General features: G+C 70.7%; 20 protein-coding genes and 2 tRNA genes. 6 read left to right on the forward strand and 16 right to left on the reverse strand.

What is annotated here, in order from left to right:
- Positions 1 to 65 precede the first annotated feature (65 nt).
- The 13 genes from KK087_RS16020 to KK087_RS16080 form a co-directional block, all read right to left on the reverse strand.
- Positions 66 to 1,061: a Gfo/Idh/MocA family protein gene (locus KK087_RS16020; protein WP_214566635.1), complete on the reverse strand. Its 996-nt coding sequence runs from the start codon at positions 1,059 to 1,061 to the stop codon at positions 66 to 68.
- A 101-nt stretch (positions 1,062 to 1,162) separates the two neighbouring features.
- Entirely contained in the window at positions 1,163 to 1,603 is a 441-nt protein-coding gene (locus KK087_RS16025) for a BLUF domain-containing protein (protein ID WP_214528484.1), read from the reverse strand.
- 97 nt (positions 1,604 to 1,700) lie between these two features.
- Positions 1,701 to 2,498, reverse strand: a complete 798-nt coding sequence (locus KK087_RS16030) for a glycoside hydrolase family 16 protein (protein WP_214566637.1) — start codon at positions 2,496 to 2,498, stop codon at positions 1,701 to 1,703.
- Between the two features lie 181 nt (positions 2,499 to 2,679).
- Positions 2,680 to 2,752, reverse strand: a tRNA-Thr gene (locus KK087_RS16035).
- 44 nt (positions 2,753 to 2,796) lie between these two features.
- Positions 2,797 to 3,432 (reverse strand): TetR/AcrR family transcriptional regulator, encoded by a 636-nt coding sequence (locus KK087_RS16040; protein WP_214543503.1) that lies wholly within the window; start codon positions 3,430 to 3,432, stop codon positions 2,797 to 2,799.
- 25 nt (positions 3,433 to 3,457) lie between these two features.
- A complete protein-coding gene (locus tag KK087_RS16045; protein ID WP_071404998.1) occupies positions 3,458 to 4,600 on the reverse strand; it encodes a DNA polymerase III subunit delta' in 1,143 nt (380 codons plus the stop codon).
- A 25-nt stretch (positions 4,601 to 4,625) separates the two neighbouring features.
- Positions 4,626 to 5,261 (reverse strand): dTMP kinase, encoded by a 636-nt coding sequence (gene tmk / locus KK087_RS16050; RefSeq protein ID WP_214543502.1) that lies wholly within the window; start codon positions 5,259 to 5,261, stop codon positions 4,626 to 4,628.
- Positions 5,258 to 8,080: a type I DNA topoisomerase gene (gene topA, locus KK087_RS16055; protein ID WP_214566638.1), complete on the reverse strand. Its 2,823-nt coding sequence runs from the start codon at positions 8,078 to 8,080 to the stop codon at positions 5,258 to 5,260. The genes tmk and topA overlap by 4 nt, the downstream gene beginning before the upstream one ends.
- Positions 8,056 to 8,490 (reverse strand): helicase, encoded by a 435-nt coding sequence (locus KK087_RS16060; protein ID WP_214566641.1) that lies wholly within the window; start codon positions 8,488 to 8,490, stop codon positions 8,056 to 8,058. Before KK087_RS16060 ends, topA begins: the two co-directional genes overlap by 25 nt.
- A 46-nt stretch (positions 8,491 to 8,536) precedes the next feature.
- Entirely contained in the window at positions 8,537 to 8,842 is a 306-nt protein-coding gene (locus tag KK087_RS16065) for a TadE family protein (RefSeq protein WP_214566643.1), read from the reverse strand.
- Positions 8,843 to 8,852: 10 nt separating this feature from the next.
- Complete coding sequence (locus tag KK087_RS16070; protein WP_214543498.1) at positions 8,853 to 9,092, reverse strand: DUF4244 domain-containing protein; 240 nt, start codon at positions 9,090 to 9,092, stop codon at positions 8,853 to 8,855.
- Between the two features lie 84 nt (positions 9,093 to 9,176).
- A complete protein-coding gene (locus tag KK087_RS16075; RefSeq protein ID WP_214566650.1) occupies positions 9,177 to 10,010 on the reverse strand; it encodes a type II secretion system F family protein in 834 nt (277 codons plus the stop codon).
- Positions 10,007 to 10,933 carry a TadA family conjugal transfer-associated ATPase gene (locus KK087_RS16080; RefSeq protein WP_214566651.1) on the reverse strand — a complete coding sequence of 309 codons (927 nt, stop codon included), beginning with the start codon at positions 10,931 to 10,933 and terminating at the stop codon, positions 10,007 to 10,009. Before KK087_RS16080 ends, KK087_RS16075 begins: the two co-directional genes overlap by 4 nt.
- Positions 10,934 to 11,718: 785 nt before the next feature.
- Between KK087_RS16080 and acs the strand changes: the two genes are divergently transcribed.
- Positions 11,719 to 13,671 (forward strand): acetate--CoA ligase, encoded by a 1,953-nt coding sequence (gene acs / locus KK087_RS16085; RefSeq protein ID WP_214566652.1) that lies wholly within the window; start codon positions 11,719 to 11,721, stop codon positions 13,669 to 13,671.
- Between the two features lie 79 nt (positions 13,672 to 13,750).
- Here acs and KK087_RS16090 read toward each other — a convergent pair whose 3' ends face one another.
- Together KK087_RS16090 and sp36 are read right to left on the reverse strand one after the other, a co-directional pair.
- Positions 13,751 to 14,212 carry a RidA family protein gene (locus KK087_RS16090; protein WP_214543494.1) on the reverse strand — a complete coding sequence of 154 codons (462 nt, stop codon included), beginning with the start codon at positions 14,210 to 14,212 and terminating at the stop codon, positions 13,751 to 13,753.
- Positions 14,209 to 14,367 carry a Sp36 family protein gene (sp36, locus tag KK087_RS16095; protein ID WP_017888699.1) on the reverse strand — a complete coding sequence of 53 codons (159 nt, stop codon included), beginning with the start codon at positions 14,365 to 14,367 and terminating at the stop codon, positions 14,209 to 14,211. The genes KK087_RS16090 and sp36 overlap by 4 nt, the downstream gene beginning before the upstream one ends.
- Before the next feature lie 50 nt (positions 14,368 to 14,417).
- On the opposite strand from sp36, the gene KK087_RS16100 reads away from it, so the two are divergent.
- The 5 genes from KK087_RS16100 to KK087_RS17995 all read left to right on the forward strand — a co-directional run bounded on the left by KK087_RS16100 (position 14,418) and on the right by KK087_RS17995 (position 19,891).
- On the forward strand, positions 14,418 to 16,982 hold the full coding sequence (locus KK087_RS16100) for a transglycosylase domain-containing protein (protein ID WP_214566653.1): 2,565 nt from the start codon (positions 14,418 to 14,420) through the stop codon (positions 16,980 to 16,982).
- Positions 16,979 to 17,935: a metallophosphoesterase gene (locus tag KK087_RS16105; protein ID WP_214566654.1), complete on the forward strand. Its 957-nt coding sequence runs from the start codon at positions 16,979 to 16,981 to the stop codon at positions 17,933 to 17,935. The genes KK087_RS16100 and KK087_RS16105 overlap by 4 nt, the downstream gene beginning before the upstream one ends.
- A 93-nt stretch (positions 17,936 to 18,028) precedes the next feature.
- A tRNA-Pro gene (locus tag KK087_RS16110) sits at positions 18,029 to 18,102 on the forward strand.
- Positions 18,103 to 18,251: 149 nt separating this feature from the next.
- Complete coding sequence (locus KK087_RS16115) at positions 18,252 to 19,277, forward strand: sensor histidine kinase (protein ID WP_214566655.1); 1,026 nt, start codon at positions 18,252 to 18,254, stop codon at positions 19,275 to 19,277.
- Positions 19,274 to 19,891, forward strand: coding sequence for a response regulator transcription factor (locus tag KK087_RS17995; RefSeq protein WP_111046814.1), 618 nt, complete (start codon positions 19,274 to 19,276; stop codon positions 19,889 to 19,891). Before KK087_RS16115 ends, KK087_RS17995 begins: the two co-directional genes overlap by 4 nt.
- Before the next feature lie 80 nt (positions 19,892 to 19,971).
- On the opposite strand, the gene KK087_RS16125 is transcribed toward KK087_RS17995, so the two are convergent.
- Entirely contained in the window at positions 19,972 to 21,033 is a 1,062-nt protein-coding gene (locus KK087_RS16125) for an LLM class flavin-dependent oxidoreductase (protein WP_214528504.1), read from the reverse strand.
- Between the last annotated feature and the right edge of the window lie 109 nt (positions 21,034 to 21,142).

Genomic DNA, 21,142 nt, shown 5'->3' on the forward strand with positions numbered 1-21,142 from the left:
ATCCTACGGAACTGCGGCAGGTGCCTCCAGGCCGGATCGGTGATCCGCGGAGGACGTGCCTCGGATCAGGGAGTCGTGGCGGGACCGCCGGCCGGGTACCGGACACCGACCTGACGACGGGCTTCGTCCATGACGCCCATGACCGCGACGGTCTCGTCCGGGTCCATCGGACCGCCGTCGTGGCGGCCCGACGTGATCATCGACTCGAAGGCACGGGCCTCGTGCCCGTAGCCGGCGAGTGCCTCACGGCCGTCGAACTCCTCGACCACAGCGCCGTCACGGTCGCGGATCCGCCAGGTCGTCGGCGTGTACCAGGTGTCGTCGAGGTCGATCCGCCCGGTCTCGCCGATGATCGAGGCGGTGTTGGGACTGCGCAGGTCCATGCCGAAGTGGATCATCGACTGGGCGCCGCCCTCGTGCGTCATGACCAGGCCCATCTGTTCGTCGACGCCCTGCTCGCTCAGCGTGCCCGCCGCCACGAGGGAGGTCGGGACCCCGAGCACGTCCACCGCGAAGGACACCGGGTAGACCCCGAGGTCGAGCATCGCTCCCCCGCCCAGCGCCGGGTCGCGCAGCCGGTGGCCCGGGTCCGTCGGCAAGGCTTGGTGGTGCGTCGCCTCGACGACCACCGGGCGGCCGATGCGGCCCTCGGCGACGACCTCGCGGATCATCGCCATCTGCGGCAGGAAGCGCGTCCACATCGCCTCCATCACTGCGACGCCCGCTCGTCGAGCGGCGTCGACGACCGTGCGGGCCTCATGGGCGGTCATCGTGAACGCCTTCTCGACGAGGACGTGCTTGCCGGCCCGGATGGCGAGCAGGGCGTCCTCGGCGTGGCGGACGTGCGGGGTCGCGACGTACACCGCGTCGACCTGGTCATCCGCCACGAGGTCCTCGTAGGAGCCGTGCGCGCGATCGATGCCGAACTCGGCGGCGAAGGCCTCGGCGTGCTCGCGGGTGCGACTCCCCACGGCGGTGAACGCGATGCCCGCTGCGGTGCAGTCGCCCACGAAGGACCGTGCGATGCCGCCTGTGCCGATGACTCCCCAGCGAACCGTCATGGGTCCTGTCTACCAGCGACGGGGTGGCTGCGGTGCTGGCTGTGCGGTGCGGTGCGGTGCGGTGCGGTGCGGTGCGGTGCGGTGCGGTGCTGTGCTGTCCGTCAGCGGCGGTGCTTGCCGAGTGCTGCATCGGGGGCGGCCATCGGGTGGTTCCGGAACCAGCGCAGGAGCTCGCGTGCGCGGCTGGTGTCTCCGCTCGCGTCACCTTCGGCCAGGAACGAGTCGAACCCGTCGGGGAGCTCCGCGTCCGCCTCGCGGTGGAACGCCATCTTCCACTCACCGAAGCGCGGCGTGTGGATGCGCTCCTCGACCAGCAGGCCGACGTCGGTGTGCCGCGGGTCGTCGATGATGCGCTGGTACGTCTCGAGGACGGCCGCCTCGGGGCCCTCGAGCAGCTGCATGAACCGGCCGTCCTTGTACACGAGCAGGCCGGACAGGCCGGACGCGGCGTTGCGGACCCGTGCGTGCTCGAGCAGTGCGTCGAGCCGCTCCTGGTCGAACACCTGGTTCGCCGCGCTCATGTAGACCAGGGACAGCAGCATGACGACCTCTCGGAGACGACGGATTGGGCTCGCTTCTCATCGTGGCCCGAGCATGGGACGTCGGGCAGCCCCAGAACGGGGAACGGTGGGCTTCGGGTCACTCCGCGTCGTACGTGCGGACCCAGTCGATCTGGACGTGCCCCGGGTCGCCCCAGTTGCCGATCTGGAACATGTAGCGGTGCGGGGTCGTCGGCACGTTCCGCGGCACCGTGAACACGAGCTCGCCGTCGAGGTAGTAGCGGATGATCTCCCCCGGCACCCACTCCGTCGTGTAGGTGTGCCAGTCGTTCCAGGACACCCGGGTGTTGTAGTGCTCGGTGCGGCGTTCGAGGCCCTGCAGCATCGAGTGGTGGAAGACGCGTGGTGACCCGTCGAACTGGCCCTCCGGGTAGTTCAGCTCGCCGTCGGCCCAGGCGTTCGACGTCGGCCAGAGCATCACCGCGATCCCGTTGCCGTCGCCCCCGGTCGCCCGCGCCCGGATGCTGAAGGTGCCGCCGATGTGCGACCACGCGTCGGCGGGTGTGCCGAACGTGCCCGCCGCGCCGTGCTCACCGTCCATCGCGACGTCCAGGAAGCCGTCGTGCGCACTGATGAGCTTGTCCGAGTAGTACTTGCCGCCGGTCCCGTCCGGGTACGGCTGCCAGGAGTTCCGGTACGTCTCGGCGAAGGGACCACCGGCAGCGGCGGGGGTGTCGAAGTCCTCGGCGAACGTCGGCGTACGGTCCGCCAGGTACGCCGGGCCGGTCGGGGACGCCGTCGGGGTCGTGGACGAACGGGTGCCCGGTGACGAGGTCGACGCGGACGTCGCGCGCGACTCGGGCACGGCCGCAGCGGTCACCGCGAGGGCTCCGGCCGTGGCGGCGACCACGACGACGACCAGCACGCGCTTCAGCACGGCGACGCCGCCGGTGGCGCGATGGACTGGTGGTCGGTCATGGTGTCCCCCGTATCGCGGACAAGGCTAGCCCGCGTCGGCGCCGGACGTCTGTCCCTCGGGCGAGGGACACGGGATTCGTCCAGAATACGAAAACCCCGGTCAGGGCCACTTCGAGTGGCTCTGACCGGGGTGTTGACGGAGCCGCCTGTCGGAATCGAACCGACGACCTATTCATTACGAGTGAATCGCTCTACCGACTGAGCTAAGGCGGCGCACACTCCATGTCCGGAGCGGCACGAGCAATGACTATACAGGCTCAGACGAGTGAACGCGAAACCAGCACGCCGAGCTCCGTGAAGGACCGCTCGAGCTCGTCGACGAGGTGTGTCCCGGCTTCGGAGCCCGACCACTCCCACCAGGCGTGCCGCAGCGCGGCGAGGGCGACGATGGCCGCGAGACCCGCCCGACGACGGAGCGCCTCGGGGTCGGTCGCGAGCTCCGGGTCGGCACCTTCGAGCCGCCGGGTGACGGCGGTCTGCAGCTCCGCCTGGAACTCCTTCATCGACGCCATCCGACGGCTGAACAGTTCCGGGTTCGCGCGGAGCACCTGCTGCCGCTCCTCGATCAGGCCGCGTTCCTCGATGAGTTCGCGTGTGGAGTGCACGAGCAGCGTCCCGATGTCCGCGAGCAGGTCGCCGCTCGGCCCGCCGTCGACGAACGCCTGCAGCGCCGCGTCGTCCGACAGCTGCGGGTCATCGCCGAGGATCGCCTGTTCCTTGCTCGGGAAGTAGTTGAAGAAGGTCCGGGGTGACACGTCGGCACGGCGGGAGATCTCGTCCACCGTGACCGCGCCGAGGCCGTCCTCGATGGCGATCCGGAGCGCAGCCTGCTGGATGGCGCGGCGGGTGGCGCGGCGCTTCCGTTCGCGCAGGCCGGGTTCAGCGTCGGGCATGCCGTGATTGTCGCACGCCGGGCCGTCAGCGGCGGGCGCGGGCGATCGTGACGAGCAGCGCCTCGAGTGCCAGCAGCGCCGCCACGTTCGCCGCGATCCGCTGGCGTGCCAGGGCCACCGCATCCAGGACCTCGAGCGCAGCAGCGGGCGGGGTCGTCGGCAGCGCGTGCTCGAGCTGGTCTTGCATCGCGAGGTTCACCGGTTCGGCCGGGGCACCGAGGCCGAGCAGGAGCAGGTCACGGTAGAGCGAGGAGACGTCCACCAGGATGCGGTCGAGACCGTCGCGCAGGCTGCGGGTCGCGCGACGTTTCTGATCGTCTTCGAGGGCGCGGAGCTGCGATCGGAGCGCCGGCGGGATCGTCCCCCCGGGCTCGACGCCGAGTGAGCGCAGGGCGGCGTCGCGTTCCTCGGAATCGCGCTGTTCGGTGATGGACTTGGCGTCCTCGTCGGCGACGGCGAGCAGCTCGGCGGCGGCCATCACGGCGTCGCCGACGCTCCGGACCCCGAGCACGGTCGTCAGGGTCCGGCGACGACGATCGCGGGCCGGTTCGCTCGTCGCGAGGCGCTGCGCCATGCCGATGTGGCTCTGCGCCTGGCGGGCGGCGTCCATCGCGAGGGCGCGGTCGACCCCGGTGCGGGCCACGAGCAGATCGGCCACGGACTCGATGCCGGGCACACGCAGACGGACCGAGCGGACGCGCGACCGGATCGTCGGCAGCAGGTCGGCCTCACTCGGGGCGCACAGGATCCACACGGTGCGCTCCGGGGGTTCCTCGAGCGCCTTGAGCAGCAGGTTCGACGTGCGCTCGGTCATGCGGTCGGCGTCCTCGATGATGACGACGCGGTAGCGCCCGACCGAGGGCGAGTAGTACGACGACGTGACGAGCTGCCGGATCTCGTCGATCGTGATGATCACGCGCTGGGTCGTGAGCACCGAGACGTCGGGGTGGGTCTTCGCGGTGATCTGCCGCAGGGTGTGGTCGTCGTCGGGGCCGTTGCCCACGAGCGCCGCGGCGAAGGCGGTCGCCACGTTCGACCGCCCTGATCCGGGCGGACCGGTGATGAGCCACGAGTGGGTCATGCCGCCGGTGCCGTCGGTGGACTCGGCGGCGTTACGCAGCGATGCGACCGCTTCTTCCTGCCCGGTCAGGCCGTCCCACACGCTCACGGGATCATCCTGTCAGTGACCACCGTCATGCCACGTCGATCGCGACGAGCGGTGCGACCGCTGCACGGACGGCACGCTGCACGGCGTCGGTCGGGGCTGATGCGTCGACGACGAGGAAGCGCGACGGTTCGGCATCCGCCATCGCGAGGAAGGCCTGACGGACGGATTCGTGGAACCCCTCGGCCTCGGACTCGAGGCGGTCGAAGGTGTCCCCGCGTGCCGCTGCCACCCGAGCACGCCCGATGGTGACGTCGAGGTCGAGCAGGACCGTGAGGTCCGGCACGAGACCGTCGGCCGCCCACTCCGACACGGAGCGGACCTGCTCGGCGCCGAGCCCGCGCGCGACGCCCTGGTAGGCCACCGACGAGTCGATGTAACGGTCCTGCAGGACGACCTCGCCGCGGGCGATCGCCGGTCGGACGACCGTCTCGACGTGCTGGGCGCGGTCCGCCGCGTAGAGCAGGGCCTCGGCGCGGGGTGCGACGTGGCCACGCTCGTGCAGGACCATCTCGCGGATCCGGACGCCGAGGTCCGTGCCACCGGGCTCGCGGGTCCGCAGTACCGTGCGGCCGTGCTCGGCGAGCCACGCCGAGAGCAGCTCCGCCTGGGTGGTCTTGCCCGCGCCGTCGCCGCCCTCGAGCGTGATGAAGCGACCGGTCACTTCTTCTTGGCCGCCGTCCGACGTGCCGGGGTCTTCTTCTTGACCGGCCCCTTGGCACGCTTGTCCGCGATGAGCTGGACGGCACGAGCGTGGTCGACCGCCTCGACGTCCTCGCCCTTCGGGATGGTCGCGTTCGTCTCGCCGTCGGTGACGTACGGGCCGAACCGGCCGTCCTTCATCTTGATCGGCTTGCCGGACACCGGATCGGCTTCGAACTCCTTGAGCGCGGCGCTCGCGGTGCGGTTGCCGCCGTACTTCGGCTGGGCGAACAGTTCGAGGGCACCGGGCAGGTCGATGTCGAAGATCGCGTCCTCGCCGGGCAGTGTCCGGGTGTCCGTCCCCTTCTTCAGATAGGGGCCGTACCGCCCGTTCTGCGCCGTGATGTCGTTCCCGGTCTCCGGGTCCTGACCGACGACGCGGGGCAGGTCGAGGAGCTTCAGCGCGGTCTCGAGGTCGACGGTCTGCGGGTCCATCGACTTGAAGAGCGAGGCGGTACGTTCCTTCGGCGCCGCGGCCTTCTTCGTCGTCTTCTTCGCGGGTGCCTTCTTCGCCGGGGCCTTCTTGCCCGTCGCGGTCTGGGCAGTCGCCTCGGCCGCGGGGGCCTCGGTCACCGCTGCCTCGGCAGCCGCAGCGGGTGCCTCGACGACCTCGCCGGTCTTCGGGTCCACCGTGGGCTCCGGCTCCGGGGTGCGCTCGGTGACGTAGGGGCCGAAACGGCCGTCCTTCGCCAGGACCTCTTTCCCGGTCTCCGGGTTGATCCCGACGACACGGTCGCCGATCACGGGGGCGTCGACGAGTTCCTTGGCCTTCTCGACGGTCAGTTCGTCGGGAGCGAGGTCCTCCGGCACGTTGACCCGGCGCGGCTTCTCGGGGTCGTCGCTCGGTACCTCGATGTAGGGGCCGTACCGACCGATCCGGAGGGTGAGCCCCGGAGCGAGTTCGACCGAGTTGATCTCGCGGGCGTCGATCTCACCGAGGTTGTCGATGACGGTCCGCAGGCCGCGCTGGTCGTCGTCGCCGCCACCGAAGTAGAAACCCTTGAGCCAGTCCACCCGGTCGGCGTCGCCGCGCGCGATGCGGTCGAGGTCTTCTTCCATCTCGGCCGTGAAGTCGTACTCCACGAGCTCGCCGAAGTACTCCTCGAGCAGACGCACCACGCTGAAGGCGATCCAGTTCGGCACGAGTTGCGTGCCACGGAGCGAGACGTACCCGCGGTCGATGATCGTCGGGCTGATCGTGGGGTAGGTGGACGGACGTCCGATCCCCAGCTCTTCGAGCGTCTTGATCAGGCTCGCCTCGGTGAAGCGCGGCGGCGGGCTGGTGTCGTGCCCCTTCGCTTCGACGTCGGTGACCGCGAGGTGCTCGCCCGCGGACACGTTCGGCAGGGCGACGTCCTGGCCGGCCCGCTCGGAGGACTCGTGGCGGTCCTCGTCGCGACCTTCTTCGTAGGCGCTGAGGAAGCCGCGGAACGTGATGACCGTGCCGGACGCGGTGAACTCGGCGTCGGTGCCGTTCGCGGTCGAGGCGATGCCCTCGACCGACTCGGTGGAGGAGATACCGAGCACGATCGACGCGGTCGAACCCTTGGCGTCCGCCATCTGGGACGCGATGGTGCGCTTCCAGATGAGGTCGTACAGGCGCCACTCGACACCGGTCAGGGTGCCCTGGAGCTGCTGCGGGGTGCGGAAGGAGTCGCCCGCGGGGCGGATCGCCTCGTGCGCTTCCTGTGCGTTCTTGCTCTTGCTCGCGTACAGCCGGGGCTTGTCGGGCACCGTTGCCGAGCCGTAGAGGTCGGCCGCCTGCTTGCGCGCCGCGTCGATGGCCTGCTTCGAGAGCGAGACGGAGTCGGTACGGATGTAGGTGATGTAGCCGTTCTCGTACAGGGTCTGCGCGGCACGGGCGGTCTGTCTCGGCGACAGACGGAGCTTGCGTGCGGCTTCCTGCTGGAGCGTCGACGTGGTGAACGGGGCTGCCGGACGCCGCGTGTACGGCTTCGAGTCGACGCTGCGGACCGTGGCGTCCCCGGCGCGCTCGAGGACGGTCGTGAGCGATGCGGCAGCCGCCTGGTCGAGACGGACGACGTCACCGCTCAGCGTGCCGCGGTCGTCGAAGTCACGCCCCGACGCGACGCGGGTGCCGTGGATCCGGGCGAGTCGCGCGGAGAAGGAGGACTCGCCGGCCTTCTCGAACCGGGCGGAGAGGTCCCAGTAGTTGGCGGACACGAACGCCAGGCGCTCGCGCTCACGGTCGACGACCAGACGGGTCGCGGCGGACTGCACGCGGCCGGCGGACAGGCCCGGTGCGACCTTGCGCCACAGGACCGGCGAGACCTCGTACCCGTAGAGACGGTCGAGGATGCGGCGGGTCTCCTGCGCGTCGACGAGGGCGGTGTCGAGCTCACGGGTGGCTTCCTGCGCGCGCTGGATCGCCTCCTTCGTGATCTCGTGGAAGACCATCCGCTTGACGGGGACCTTCGGCTTCAGGACCTGGAGCAGGTGCCACGCGATCGCTTCACCCTCGCGGTCTTCATCTGTTGCGAGGTAGAGCTCGTCGGCGTCCTTCAGGGCGCGCTTGAGCTCGGAGACGGTCTTCTTCTTGGCGTCGGACACGACGTAGTACGGCTCGAAGCCGTTGTCGACGTCCACCGAGAACTTGCCGAGGGAGCCCTTCTTGAGCTCGGCCGGCAGGTTCTTCGGCTCGACGAGGTCGCGGATGTGTCCGACCGAGGCCTGGACTTCGTATCCGTCACCGAGGTATTGCGCGATCGTCTTCGCCTTCGCGGGGCTCTCGACGATCACGAGCTTCTTCGTGCCTGGCACGTGTCTCCTTGATCGATGGTGCTGATCGGCCCTGTCCACGAGCGTGTCCGGGTCGACCGGGACATCGGTGACCGCGGGCCGACAGGCACACCATACACATAGTGTTCGGGCGGCTCGCCTGCCGGACCGGCCACCGCGAGGGCGCCGGCGGCGAACGGGCCGGTGCCCACGACCACGCGGACCCGGGCCGTGGTGGTGACGAGTTCGCAGGCGTCGAGGGTGGCCCCGTTCGCCGTGGCGATGCGGGTGGCGACCGCGCAGGGCTCCCCCGCCACCAGCCCGGTGGCGGCCGCCGCCGTGCCCACGGCGGCCGCGTCGGCGGCACCCTGGGCGCGCAGTGCCTGCGTGCGGTGAGCGGCTGCGGCGAGCGCCGAGGTCCCGACGAGGACACCCACACCGAGGACCGCCACGAGCAGCACGGTCGCCGATCCCCGTTGGTCCCCGAGGCCCGCCACCTCAGCCGCCCCGACTCGCGGCGCACCCCGTCGCGTGCAACGGCACCGCCGCGAACGGACCGGTCCCGCCGCGCGTGGCGTCGACGCACACCAGGTCCTCGGTGGCACGGACGACGACCGAGACCCCCGGGACGATCCGTTCGGCCGCGGCGCGCCCCCGGGCCTCGTCGTCGCGTCCGATCGCTCGGGCCGCGGTGGTGGCGGCGAGCTGCAGGCGGCCCTGCGTGTCGACGACGAGCACCGCCGCGACGAGCGCGGTCAGCACGAGTGCCACAACGGGGAGCGCCACCGCGAACTCGACCGTCACGGAGCCGCGTTCACAGCGAGAGCGCGCCACGGACGAGGTCGGTCAGGATGGTCTGGACCTCGCCGGAGCGCATGACCGCGACGAGGACACCGGCGAAGGCCACGGCGGCGAGGATGACGACCGCGTACTCGGCGGTCGCCGAGCCCCGGTCGTCGCGGAGTCGGGACCGCAACCGCGCGACGGTGTGACGACGGCGACCGGGTCGGGTGGACTGGCCGGGGCGGCGGGTGGGAGGAGACGTGGTGCTCATGGAGTCCGTCCTTTCTGTTCGGTGGGACCAGCCTGTCCGGGCTGCGGTCGCGGTCGCGGTGTCGCGGCGGCATCTGTGGAGAGGTCACCCGGCTCCGCCCACCGTGGAGGAGAGGACCCCCACCACCACGGGCACCACCCCCACGAGCACGAACGCCGGCAGGACGCAGACCCCGAGTGGCAGCACCAGTCGGACGGCCAGTCGTTCCGCCGCCACGAGCCCCTCCGCGGCCGCCTCGTCGCGGACGTCCTCGGCGGCACGTCGGAGCAGCCCGGCGGCGGGGACACCGGCGCGTCGGGCCAGGTCGAGCACCTCACGCAGCCGGTCCAGGTCACCCGTCGGCGGAACGACACCGGCGGAGGCCTCGGCGACGGCGTGCCCCGCGGTGCTCCAGGGCCCGCCTCCGGCGACGGCCACGGCCCAGGCATCGAGGAGCACCCCGGGGACCCGTCCGTCCGGCGTCGCGGAGCGGACCAGACGCGCCGTCCACTGCCGTCCGGCGAACACGAGGGCAGCAGCCGCAGCCGTGCAGGTCCAGCCGGCGAGCGAACCGACGAGGACCTCGACGGCGCCGGCGCCCCAGGCCGCTCCGAGGCCCAGCCCGAAGAGCGGCAGCGCGAGCACGACCCGTGCGCTCGTCCGCGGGCCGGCCAGGGCGACCTGGATCGCCCGGTCCGAGGCGGCGGCCCGTCGGAGCGCACCGGCCAGCCCGCGGAGGGTCTCCGCGACGGGCGCCCCGGTGCGGTCCGCGACGCGGAGGACCACGGCGATGTCGTGCTGAGCGGGCCCGCCCACCCCGGGCAGTCCGCCGACGAGCCGCCATGCTCGCGGCGGCGGGACGCCCGCCGCGACCAGCGTCGCCACCCGGTCGAGCGTCCCGGCCACCCGCGCCGGGCCGTCGGGTCCGTGTCCGCTCACCGCAGCCCGTCCACCGGGCGCACCTCGAGCCTCCCGTCCGGGGCGACGCGCAACGTCCCCACACCACCGAGCCGCCGCTGTCCTGCTCGGCGTTCCACGTGCAGGACGAGGTCGAAGGCGCTGACGGCCTGTCTGGCGAGCGCCTCGGCCCCGAGTCCGGCGAGCGCTCCGAGCGCTTCGAGCCGGGCTGCCACGTCGGCGATGCCGTTGGCGTGCACGGTGCCCGCTCCGCCGTCGTGCCCGGTGTTCAGGGCGGACAGGAGTTCGCGGACCTCGGCGCCGCGGCACTCCCCCACCGCGATCCGGTCCGGTCGCATGCGCAACGCCTCGCGCACGAGCCGGTCGAGGCCGAGCGCGCCGACCCCCTCGGCGTTCGCCTGCCGTGCCTCGAGCGCGATGACGTGCGGATGGGCGATCCGGAGTTCGGCGACGTCCTCGACGGTCACGATCCGCTCGTCGACGGGCACGCTCCCGAGCATCGCCGCGAGCAGGGTGGTCTTGCCGCTGCCCGTCGCCCCGGTGACCAGGACGTTCCGACGTGCGGCGACGGCGTCCTCGACGACCGACCGCGGGACGAACGAGAAGGTCCCGCCGCGTTCGAGGGCGGCGAGCGTCGGTCGCTGCGCCTGCGGCAGGCGGATCGACACGGCGGTGCCGGAGACGGACACCGGGGCGAGCACGACGTGGACGCGGACGCCGTCGCCGTGCCGCACGTCTGCGCAGGGTGTGGTCTCGTCGACGTGGCGGCCACCGAGCGCGACGAGGCGGGTCGCGAGTTCCCGCGCACGCGCCTCGGTCAGGCGGGGCTGCACCGCTTCGAGTCCGGCCCCGCGGTCGACCCAGGTCCCGACGCCCCCGAGCACGAGGACGTCCGTCACGGCGGCGTCCGTCACCAGGGCGGCGAGCTCCTCGAACTCGACCACGACGGCGGGCCGGCGACGAGCCGGGGGTGCGACCCCGGGGAGGAAGGGCGGCGACGGAGCACGCGTCCGCCCCGGCGCGGAGACCGCAGGAGACGCGGACGAGGACGAGGAGGATGCTGCGGACGACGGACGGGGAAGCGGAGGAGCACGGTGCAGGGGCATGCCGCCGACGGTAGGGAGCGCACCACCGCGCTGATCGGACGGTCCCCACATCTGTGGACAACGCAGGAGCGCTCGATCAACGGGCCGGTTTGTCCCCCGAAACGGAATCCCGTACCCCGGTCGATGATGCGACACCGACGCTACCCGCGTCGCCGACCACCCCTGCTTCCGGCGGCGGGACTGGGCGTAGCACCTGCTACGCGGGTCCATGCGGAATGCATGCACGAGCATGGACCGGTCTGTCCACGCGAACGGCGTCCCTGCGCGGATCGGGGCACACGACGAAGCCCGACGAGCCACCATCGCTCGAGCCGGACCCCGGGAAACAGAAGAGGCGGCACCGGTTGGGGGGAACAGGTGCCGCCTTGACATCGAGGGATTGGGGGGAATCCGATTCGATGCCGCCGGAAACGAGTCCAGCGAGAACTACTGTACCCCATGATCGGCCCTCCGGGGCAACCCCGGACACGACCTCCGGGCGTGCCGCACCCCGGCCCGGCCGAGGGGTAGTCTCCGGGTGCACGAACGCACCCACGACGGATGCACGCAGGCACCCACGACGGGTACCCACACGCACCCACGACGGATGCACCCAGAGGCCGCAACGACGCGAAAGGACATCGATGTCCACTCCGACCCAGACCGACCCCCGAGGCGACGACGGAGCGACCTTCGCGCCGCCGCCCGAGTTCGTGGCCGACGCGGTCGCCGGCGAGGACCTCCACCACGCGGCAGCGGCCGACCGTGAAGCCTTCTGGGCCGAACAGTCCCGCACGCTCATCGACTGGCGCACCCCGTTCACGCAGACACTCGACTGGTCCGGCGCCCCGTTCGCGAAGTGGTTCGCCGACGGCACGCTCAACGTCGCCGAGAACTGCCTCGACCGGCACGTCCGCGCGGGCAACGGCGACCGGGTCGCGATCCACTTCGAGGGCGCTCCCGGCGACACGCGTCGGATCACCTACGCCGAGCTGACCGCCGAGGTGCAGCGCGCCGCGAACATGCTCATCGACCTCGGCGTCGGCCAGGGCGACCGCGTGGTCGTGTACCTGCCGCTCATCCCCGAGGCCGTCGTCACCATGCTCGCCGTCGCCCGCATCGGCGCCGTGCACTCCGTCGTCTTCGGCGGGTTCAGCGCGGAGAGCCTCCGCGCACGCATCGAGGACGCCGGCGCCAAGCTCGTCGTGACCGCGGACGGCGGCTGGCGGCGCGGCGCCGTCTCACCGCTCAAGCCCGCCGTCGACGAGGCGCTGACCGGCGAGGGCACCGACACCGTCGAGCACGTCCTGGTCGTCAAGCGCGGTGGCAACGACATCGCGTGGAACGACCGCGACGTCTGGTGGCACGACGAGCTGGCGAAGGCCGACCCGACCCACGAAGCGCAGGCGTTCCCCGCCGAGACCCCGCTGTTCATCCTGTACACCTCGGGCACGACCGGGAAACCGAAGGGCATCGTGCACACCTCCGGCGGCTACCTGACGCAGGCGGCGTACACGCACAAGAACGTGTTCGACATGCACCCGGAGAAGGACGTGTACTGGTGCACCGCCGACATCGGCTGGATCACCGGACACTCCTACGTCGTCTACGGCCCGCTCGCCAACGGCGTCACCCAGGTGCTCTACGAGGGCACGCCCGACGAGCCGAAGCCCGGTCGCTGGTGGGACCTGGTCGACGCGTACGGCGTCACCGTCCTCTACACCGCACCCACGGCGGTCCGTGCGGCGATGAAGGCCGGCCGCGAGATCCCCGAGGCCCGCAGCCTCGAGACCCTCCGCCTGCTCGGCAGCGTCGGCGAACCGATCAACCCCGAGGCGTGGCAGTGGTACCGCCAGGTCATCGGCCACGACCGCACGCCGATCGTCGACACGTGGTGGCAGACCGAGACCGGCGCGATCATGATCTCCGCCCTGCCCGGCGTCACGAAGCTCAAGCCCGGTGCCGCGCAGACACCCCTGCCCGGCATCGTCGCCGAGATCGTCGACGACGACGGCAACCGCGCCGACCCGGGCGAGAGCGGGTACCTCACCATCACCGAACCGTGGCCGTCGATGGCGCGCGGGATCTGGAACGACCCGGACCGGTTCGTGGAGACGTACTGGTCGCGGTTCCCCGGCCGCTACTTCGCCGGCGACGGCGCGCGGCTCGACGGGCAGGGCGACATCTGGGTGCAGGGGCGCGTCGACGACGTCATGAACGTCTCGGGACACCGCCTGTCCACGGCCGAGATCGAGTCCGCCCTGGTCGGCCACGAGGGCGTCGCCGAGGCCGCCGTGGTCGGCGCCGCCGACGAGACCACCGGGCAGGCCGTCGTCGCCTTCGTCATCCTGACGGCCGAGGCCGCCGCCGACGTCGACCGAGAGACCGCCTCCGCGGAGCTCCGCAACTGGGTGGGCAAGCGGATCGGCGCGATCGCGAAGCCGCGCCAGGTCGTCATCGTGCCGGAGCTGCCGAAGACACGCTCCGGCAAGATCATGCGGCGCCTGCTCCGCGACGCGGCCGAGGGCCGCCGCATCGGCGACACGACGACGCTCGCCGACCCGACGATCATGGCGACCATCGCGGAACTCATGTAGTCCCGCGAACGCGAGCAGGGCCTCCCGTCCGTCTCGGACTGGAGGCCCTGCTCGCGTACTGCGTTCGGCTGACGGTCCGTCAGGCGGTGAGCTCCACCACCAGCTCGACCTCGACCGGCGCGTCCAGCGGGAGCACCGCGACACCCACCGCGCTCCGCGCGTGGACGCCGGCGTCGCCGAAGACCTCGCCGACCAGGGTCGACGCGCCGTTCGCGACACCGGGCTGGCCGGTGAACGACGGGTCCGATGCGACGAAGACCGTGACCTTGACGACACGGGCCACGCGGTCGAGCGAACCGGCGACCGACTGCACGGCCGCCAGGGCGTTCAGCGCAGCGACGCGGGCCTGCGCGGCGGCGGTCTCGGCGTCGACGTCGGTACCGACCTTGCCGGTCACGGGCAGGGCGCCGTCGACGAACGGCAGCTGGCCCGCCGTGTAGACGTACTGGCCCGTCACGACGGCGGGCACGTAGGCGGCGACGGGCGCGGCGACCGTGGGGATCGTCAGGCCGAGTGCGGCGAGCCGGTCGGAGACGGTCATGCGTCGGCCTTGGGGCGCTTCAGGTAGGCGACGAGACCGCCCTCGGGCCCGGTGACGATCTGGACCAGCTCCCAGCCCTCGTCCCCGTAGTTGTTGAGGATCGCGGTGGTGTTGTGGATCATCAGCGGCGTGGTGAAGTACTCCCAGCGAGTCATGCGGTTCCTTGCCAGCCTTTCAGTCGGGGGTGTCGTTTAGGCTGCATCCTATGTCTGCCCAGAAGACGTCTGCATCGCGGACCAAGCCCGTCTCAGCAGTCGGCGCCTTCATCGGATTCGTCGGGTTCAGTGCCCTCGCCGGCCTGCTCGTCACGATCGGGGTCACCCCGGCCATCGCCGTCGCCGGTGTCACGACGACGTCCACGATCGGCGTGTTCGAGTCCCTGCCGGAGTACATCGAGATCGGTGACCTGCCGCAGCGCAACGAGCTGTACGCGTACTCGGGCGGCAAGCCGGTGCACTTCGCGACGGTCTACGACCAGAACCGCCAGGAACTGAAGTTCGACCAGATCAGCGACCAGCTGAAGAACGCCGCCATCGACGGCGAGGACAAGCGCTTCTACAATCACGGCGGCGTCGACATGACCTCGCTCATCCGCGCGGGTGTGGGCAGCATCGCGGGCGGTCTCGGTGAGTCCGGCGGTGGATCGACGCTGACCATGCAGCTCGTCCGCAACATCAAGATGCAGCAGGCCCTCGAACTCCCGACGAAGAAGGAACAGGTCAAGGCCTACAACGAGGCCGTCGAGCAGACCATCCCCCGCAAGCTCGAGGAGATGAAGCTCGCGATCGGGCTGGCGAAGAAGTACTCCAAGAAGGAGATCCTCACCGCCTACCTGAACATCGCCTACTTCGGCGACCAGACCTACGGCGTGCAGGCCGCGGCACAGCACTACTACAACAAGAGCGCGACCGACCTGACCCCGGCCGAGGCCGCGTCGCTCATCGCCATCGTGCAGTACCCCGAGGCGCGCAACCTGTCGAACCCCAAGAAGTACGACGCCAACGTCGCGCGACGCAACGTCGTGCTCCGCTCGATGTACGACCAGAAGAACCTCACCGAGGCCGAGTACCGCACGGCCCGCCAGTCGAAGCCGGCGGACTACGTGCACTTGACGCAGCCCTCGCAGGGTTGCCGTGCCTCGGTCGGCGACGGCTCGCAGTTCTTCTGCGACTACGCGGTCAAGGTCGTCAAGGAGATGTCGCAGCTCGGCTCGTCGCAGAAGGCACGCGACACCGCGTGGCGGAACGGCGGCTACAAGATCCAGACGTCGCTGAACATCGATCTGAACGCCGAGCAGAAGCGCCTCGTCAACACGTACGACAACAAGGCCGAGACGAACCTCGCCCTCGGCGCGACGCTCAACTCGATCGAGGCCGGGTCCGGGCGCATCATCACGATGGCGCAGAACAAGGACTACGACCAGTCGCTCAAGTCCGCGCCGACATCGACGAGCATCAACTACAGCGTCGACTACAAGTACGGCAACTCCGGTGGCTTCCAGACCGGCTCGACGTACAAGCTGTTCACGCTGCTCGCCTGGCTGCAAGCGGGCCACGGCCTCAATGAAGTCGTGAGCGGGGCGCCGCGCAACATGTCGACCGGATGGACCGCTTGTGGCCAGCCCTTGTACGCGGGTGACTACAACCCGAAGAACGACAGCCCGGGCGAGAGCGGCAACTACACCGTCGCCGCGGCGACCGCTGGATCGATCAACCTGGCGTTCCTCAACATGGCGCAGAAGCTCGATCTCTGCGACATCCGCGACACAGCCGAATCCCTCGGTGTGCACCGCGCGGACGGCGGGGAGCTGCAGTACAACCCGTCGGCGGTCCTCGGGACCAACGACATCGCGCCCATGACGATGGCAGCCGCATACGCAGCCGTGTCCAACAACGGCATCTACTGCAAGCCGATCGCCATCGACGAGATCACCTCGCCGTCCGGCAAGAAGCTCGGCGGCCAGACGAAGGACTGCAAGCAGGCGATCGATCCTGAGGTCGCGCACGCGGCCGTCTACGCGATGAAGGGCACCATCGCCAGCGGTACCGCGCGTGGGGCCCAGACTCCGGACGGTACGCAGCTCTTCGCGAAGACCGGCACGACCGACACCGCGAACCAGATCTGGCTCGTGGGCGCGAGCTCGCGGGTTGCGACGGCCTACTGGCAAGGCAACACGGACGGCAAGCTGAACAACCTCCGCCATTACAGCAACGGGGTGAACGGCACCTACGCCGGCGTTCGTGCAGACGTCTGGAAGCAGGCGATGACCCCTGTGAACGCCACGTACCCGGCGGGTCCCTTCACGGACCCGAACACCTCGGCGCTCCGCGGCAACGCCAAGGCACTCCCGAACCTGCAGGGCAAGACCGCTGACGAGGCCCGCGCGGCGATCTCGGGTGCCGGGTTCACCTACGTCGACGGGGGCGCGCGTCCCGGCCCGGGGAACCCCGGCTCCGTGACCTCGACGTCCCCGGCGGCGGGTGCGCTCCTGTCCTCGGGTTCGAGCGTCACCGTCTACACGTCCGACGGCACCCAGGCGACCGTTCCGGAGATCGGCGGCGACTCCCTCGGGGACGCCCGCTCGGCACTGAACGACGCAGGGTTCACGAACGTCGACCTCGCCGACAGCTACGCCAAGGGTGGCGGTGGCAAGACCTGCAAGGTCGCCGCGGTCGAGCCGGCGATCAACGCCACGGCGAACAAGAACGACAACGTGACGATCCAGCTCTACGGCGACAAGAACGGCAAGGCCCCCAAGGACTGCAAGTGACCCGCGGTCGCGCCGCGCTCGGGGTCCTCGCAGCCGGTGCGGCCGTCGGTGCCGCTTCAGCAGCCTGGGGTTCGCTCGTCGAGCGTCGTCGCTTCGGGATCCGGTGGGAGACCGTTCCGGTGCTCCCGCCGGGTTCCCGTGACGTCACCGTCCTGCACCTCTCCGACATCCACATGGCCCCGTGGCAGGCCGACAAGCAGCAGTGGCTGCGCGACCTGAGCCTGGTCGAACCGGACTTCATCGTGAACACCGGGGACAACCTCGGGCACGCGACGGCGAATGCCGCCGTGGAGTACGCGCTCGAGCCGTTCCGCGGGGTGCCCGGGGTCTTCGCCTACGGGTCGAACGACTTCTTCGGGCCCTCCCCGCGTAACCCGCTCAAGTACTTCTCGGGGCCGAGCCGGATGCACAAGGCTGCGGAGCCCGTCGGTCTCGACATCGATCGGCAGACGGCGTTCTTCGAGTCCCTCGGCTGGCTCGACCTGAACGACCAGGCGCACGCGATCGAACTCCGCGGCTCCCGGTTCGAGCTGTTCGGCACCTCGGACGCGCACCGCGACTGGGACCGCCTCGACCTGCTCCCCACCAACGTCGACGAGATGCGCAGCGACGTGCCGTGGTCCGAGGACGAGGACGGCCCCGCTCCGGTCGCGATCGGTGTCACGCACGCGCCCTACCGTCGCGTGCTCGATGCCTTCGTGACGCAGGGTGCAGACATCATCTTCGCCGGCCACACCCACGGCGGTCAGGTGGCGGTCCCCGGGGTCGGCGCGCTCGTCACGAACAGCGACCTCCCCCGCCGGTACGCCAGCGGGTTGCACAAGTGGGAGCACCGCAACCACTGGTCGTGGCTCGAGGTCTCCGCGGGCCTCGGCACTTCGATCTACGCGCCCGTCCGGTTCGCCTGCCGACCAGAGGCCGTCGTGGTCACCCTCACAGCACGGGCTACCTGAACCGACGCGCCCGGGAGTTCACCGGATGGTCGTGAGCATCCCCGATCATCGGATAGACTTGTCGGGTTGCTCCGGTACGGAGTGATCACACCGCGGGGTGTGGCGCAGCTTGGTAGCGCGCCTCGTTCGGGACGAGGAGGTCGCAGGTTCAAATCCTGTCACCCCGACACTGTGTTGAGACAGTACGAAGAAGGCCCTGGTTCTCCGGAACCGGGGCCTTCTGCTTTCCGCGGTCGGGCGCTCGGCACTACACCTCCCGACACACGACGTCACTGCCGCTCCCCCGACTGCAATGACGCGGATAGCCTCGACAGCGATGTCACGCGCCGACCACCTCCGCCCGGTCCTCGAACGGATCGCCGCGCAGTTCCCCGAACTCGCCGACGACCCGGTCCTCACGCAGAACCTGGTCGACAACGTGACGTCGATGATCGCCGAGGCCCACGAGCGCTACGGCGCCGGTGGCGAGGACAGCGTGGTGAGCAACGCCTACCTCGATCCGGAGCACCTGGCGACCGGCTCCCTGCACGCCGAGCACACACAGCACCCGGCCGGAGCCATGCTCGCGGCGGAGATGCTCTTCGACGCCTACCTGCCGGTCTTCGTCGACGAGGTCGGTGCTGCGTCCACCGCCGAGGTCCTGCGGGCCACCCGGGCCCTGCACGCGGGCATCTGGAGCCGGTTCCCGGCCGGGGCGGTCGCGTACACCGAGGCACTGCGCCAGCGCGTCACGACGGCCCACCTCGACTCCCGGATGCGAGTCGCCCGGGACCTGCACGACCGGGTCGCCCACGGCATCCTCGCCGGACTGCAGCGGCTCGACCTCGTCCTGCTGACGGACCCGCCCTCGGACGAGCGAGCTGACCAGCTGGAGGACGCAGCTCGGCTGCTCCGGAGCGCCCTCGGTGACGTGCAGGACCTCGCGGTGAGCCTGCACGCACGGGTCGGGGACGCGCTGCTCGACGAGGCCCTGCGCCGACACGTACGGGACCTGTTCCCCGACGACGATCGCCTGGCCATCGAGTCGACGGGTGTGTCCGGTCGGTTGCCGAACTGGCAGGCCGAAGAAGCGCTGACGATCCTGCTCGAGGCCCTCACGAACCGCAGCAAACACGCCCCGGGTGCGACGACGTCGGTGTGCTTTGCATGGTCACCCGCTGCCGTGGTCGTGACCGTCTCCGACGACGGACCGGGCTTCGACGTACGGAGCGACGCCGACGGTCGCCTCGGACAGCAGACGATGCGCGAGCGTGCCGCAGTGATCGGCGCACGACTCGACGTCGAGAGTGCACTCGGTTCCGGCACCACCGTCCGCCTGACGATCCCGAGGGGCACCCTGTGACCGTCACCCACGTCGCCATCGTCGACGACCACCGGCTCTTCCGCGAAGGACTCGCCACGATCCTGGCCGCGGTCCCCACGATCCGCGTCGTGGCCCACGGCGAGCGACCGTCCGAGGTGCTCGACTCCCCCGAGGCCGCCGCGATCGACGTCCTGTTGCTCGACGTCGAGCTGGACGGCCCGCCGGCACGGACGACGATCGCCACGGTCCGCCGCACCCGCCCGGACATCCGGGTGGTGGTGCTCACGATGCACCGGGACGCCGTCCTCCGTAGGACGCTGCTGGACGCCGGCGCGGTCGACTTCGTCACGAAGGACACCCCGAGCCGCGAACTCGTCGACCGCATCGCCCGGGCAGCCCACGCCGATGCGGCACCCGTCACGTTCCCCGTCGACCTGGTCACCGAGGCCCGCGCCGGGTCACCGCTGAGCGACCGCGAGCTCGAGGTCCTGCGACTCCTCGCCGCTGCACGAACCAACGCCGAGATCGCCGCCGACCTGCAGCTCGCGATCGGCACGGTGAAGCGGCACGTCTACAACGTGTTCCGGAAGCTCGACGTCGGTTCCCGCGTCGGGGCGGTCGCCGCAGCCACGCGCCTGGGCTTGCTCAGCTGAGGCTCCGCGGAACTTCGTGAGCAGCAATGGTCGGGTGCCCAGCGGACACCCGACCATTCCTGCTCACGAAGCGACCCGGACTAGCCGACGGACGACGCCCCGGCGCCAGCAGCAGCACCCGCGGGCACGAGCGTGCCGGCGGCGTGCAGCCCGGCCACGACGTCGAGCGCCTGGTGCCGGTACCGCGCCTGGGCGGCACCGGGCGAGACGATCACGCCGTTCGCCCCGGTCGACGCCACGAGCGCGTTGATCTTCTCCGCGACCTGCTCGGCGTTGCCGTAGGCCTGACGCTCGGTACGGGCGGCGATGAACCGACGCTCGAGGTCGTTGAACTCGTACGCGCGGGCCTCGTCCATCGACACCGGCTCCGGCTTCCGCCCGGAGCGCATCCGGATGAAGGAGATCATCCCCGGGGCGCTCTGCTCATCGACGACGGCGGGGTCCTCGTCGGTGACGACCTGCACGCCGATCAGGGCGTTCGGCGTCTGCCGGAAGCGCGAGGGACGGAACGAGTCGCGGTACAGGGCGAGCGCTGCCTCGGTGTTGTCCGAGGCGAAGTGGTGCGCGAAGGCGAACGAGACACCGAGTGCGCCGGCGACCTGGGCGCTGTAGCCGGAGGACCCGAGCAGCCAGAACTCCGGCACGTCGCCGTAGCCCGGCACCGCGCGGATGCCCGACAGTGGGTTCGACTCGTCCATGCCGGTGAAGAAGCCGATCAGGTCGGCGAGGCGGTCCGGGAAGTCGTCGACGTCGAGTCGGTCGGTGCGGCGGAGGGCCATCGCCGTCGCGCCGTCGGTGCCGGGAGCGCGCCCGAGCCCGAGGTCGACCCGGTCGCCGTACAGCGCACGGAGGGTGCCGAACTGCTCGGCGACGACGAGCGGCGCGTGGTTCGGCAGCATCACGCCACCGGACCCGATGCGGATGGTCGAGGTGGCCGCACCCACGGCGCTCAGCAGCACCGCCGGGGCCGAGGAGGTGATGCCCGGCATCCCGTGGTGCTCGGCCACCCAGAACCGCTCGTACCCGAGCTGCTCGGCGTGCACGGCCATGTCGATGGACCCCTGCAGGGCCTCGGTGTTGGACTGGCCGTACTCGCGGGTGGCCAGGTCGAGGACGGACAGGTGCAGGGTGTCGTCGGTCATGTGGTCACCAACGCGCGCCGGCGCACGTCCATTCCACCCGGGACCGGGACGTCGATCGGTCAGGACATGCCGTCGCGCGGCCGCCGACGGGTCACCAGGTGTCGCCTGG

Source organism: Curtobacterium aurantiacum (genome assembly GCF_018598555.1).
Classification (GTDB): Bacteria; Actinomycetota; Actinomycetes; order Actinomycetales; family Microbacteriaceae; genus Curtobacterium; species Curtobacterium aurantiacum.

Excerpts from the sequence above, each read along its gene's own strand:
- KK087_RS16100 (WP_214566653.1), top strand. The coding sequence starts at position 14,418 with ATGTCTGCCCAGAAGACGTCTGCATCGCGGACCAAGCCCGTCTCAGCA.
- KK087_RS16115 (WP_214566655.1), top strand. The coding sequence starts at position 18,252 with ATGTCACGCGCCGACCACCTCCGCCCGGTCCTCGAACGGATCGCCGCG.
- KK087_RS16070 (WP_214543498.1), bottom strand. The coding sequence starts at position 9,092 with ATGAGCACCACGTCTCCTCCCACCCGCCGCCCCGGCCAGTCCACCCGA.
- sp36 (WP_017888699.1), bottom strand. The coding sequence starts at position 14,367 with ATGACTCGCTGGGAGTACTTCACCACGCCGCTGATGATCCACAACACC.
- KK087_RS16025 (WP_214528484.1), bottom strand. The coding sequence starts at position 1,603 with ATGCTGCTGTCCCTGGTCTACATGAGCGCGGCGAACCAGGTGTTCGAC.
- KK087_RS16040 (WP_214543503.1), bottom strand. The coding sequence starts at position 3,432 with ATGCCCGACGCTGAACCCGGCCTGCGCGAACGGAAGCGCCGCGCCACC.
- KK087_RS16090 (WP_214543494.1), bottom strand. The coding sequence starts at position 14,212 with ATGACCGTCTCCGACCGGCTCGCCGCACTCGGCCTGACGATCCCCACG.
- acs (WP_214566652.1), top strand. The coding sequence starts at position 11,719 with ATGTCCACTCCGACCCAGACCGACCCCCGAGGCGACGACGGAGCGACC.
- KK087_RS16125 (WP_214528504.1), bottom strand. The coding sequence starts at position 21,033 with ATGACCGACGACACCCTGCACCTGTCCGTCCTCGACCTGGCCACCCGC.
- KK087_RS16020 (WP_214566635.1), bottom strand. The coding sequence starts at position 1,061 with ATGACGGTTCGCTGGGGAGTCATCGGCACAGGCGGCATCGCACGGTCC.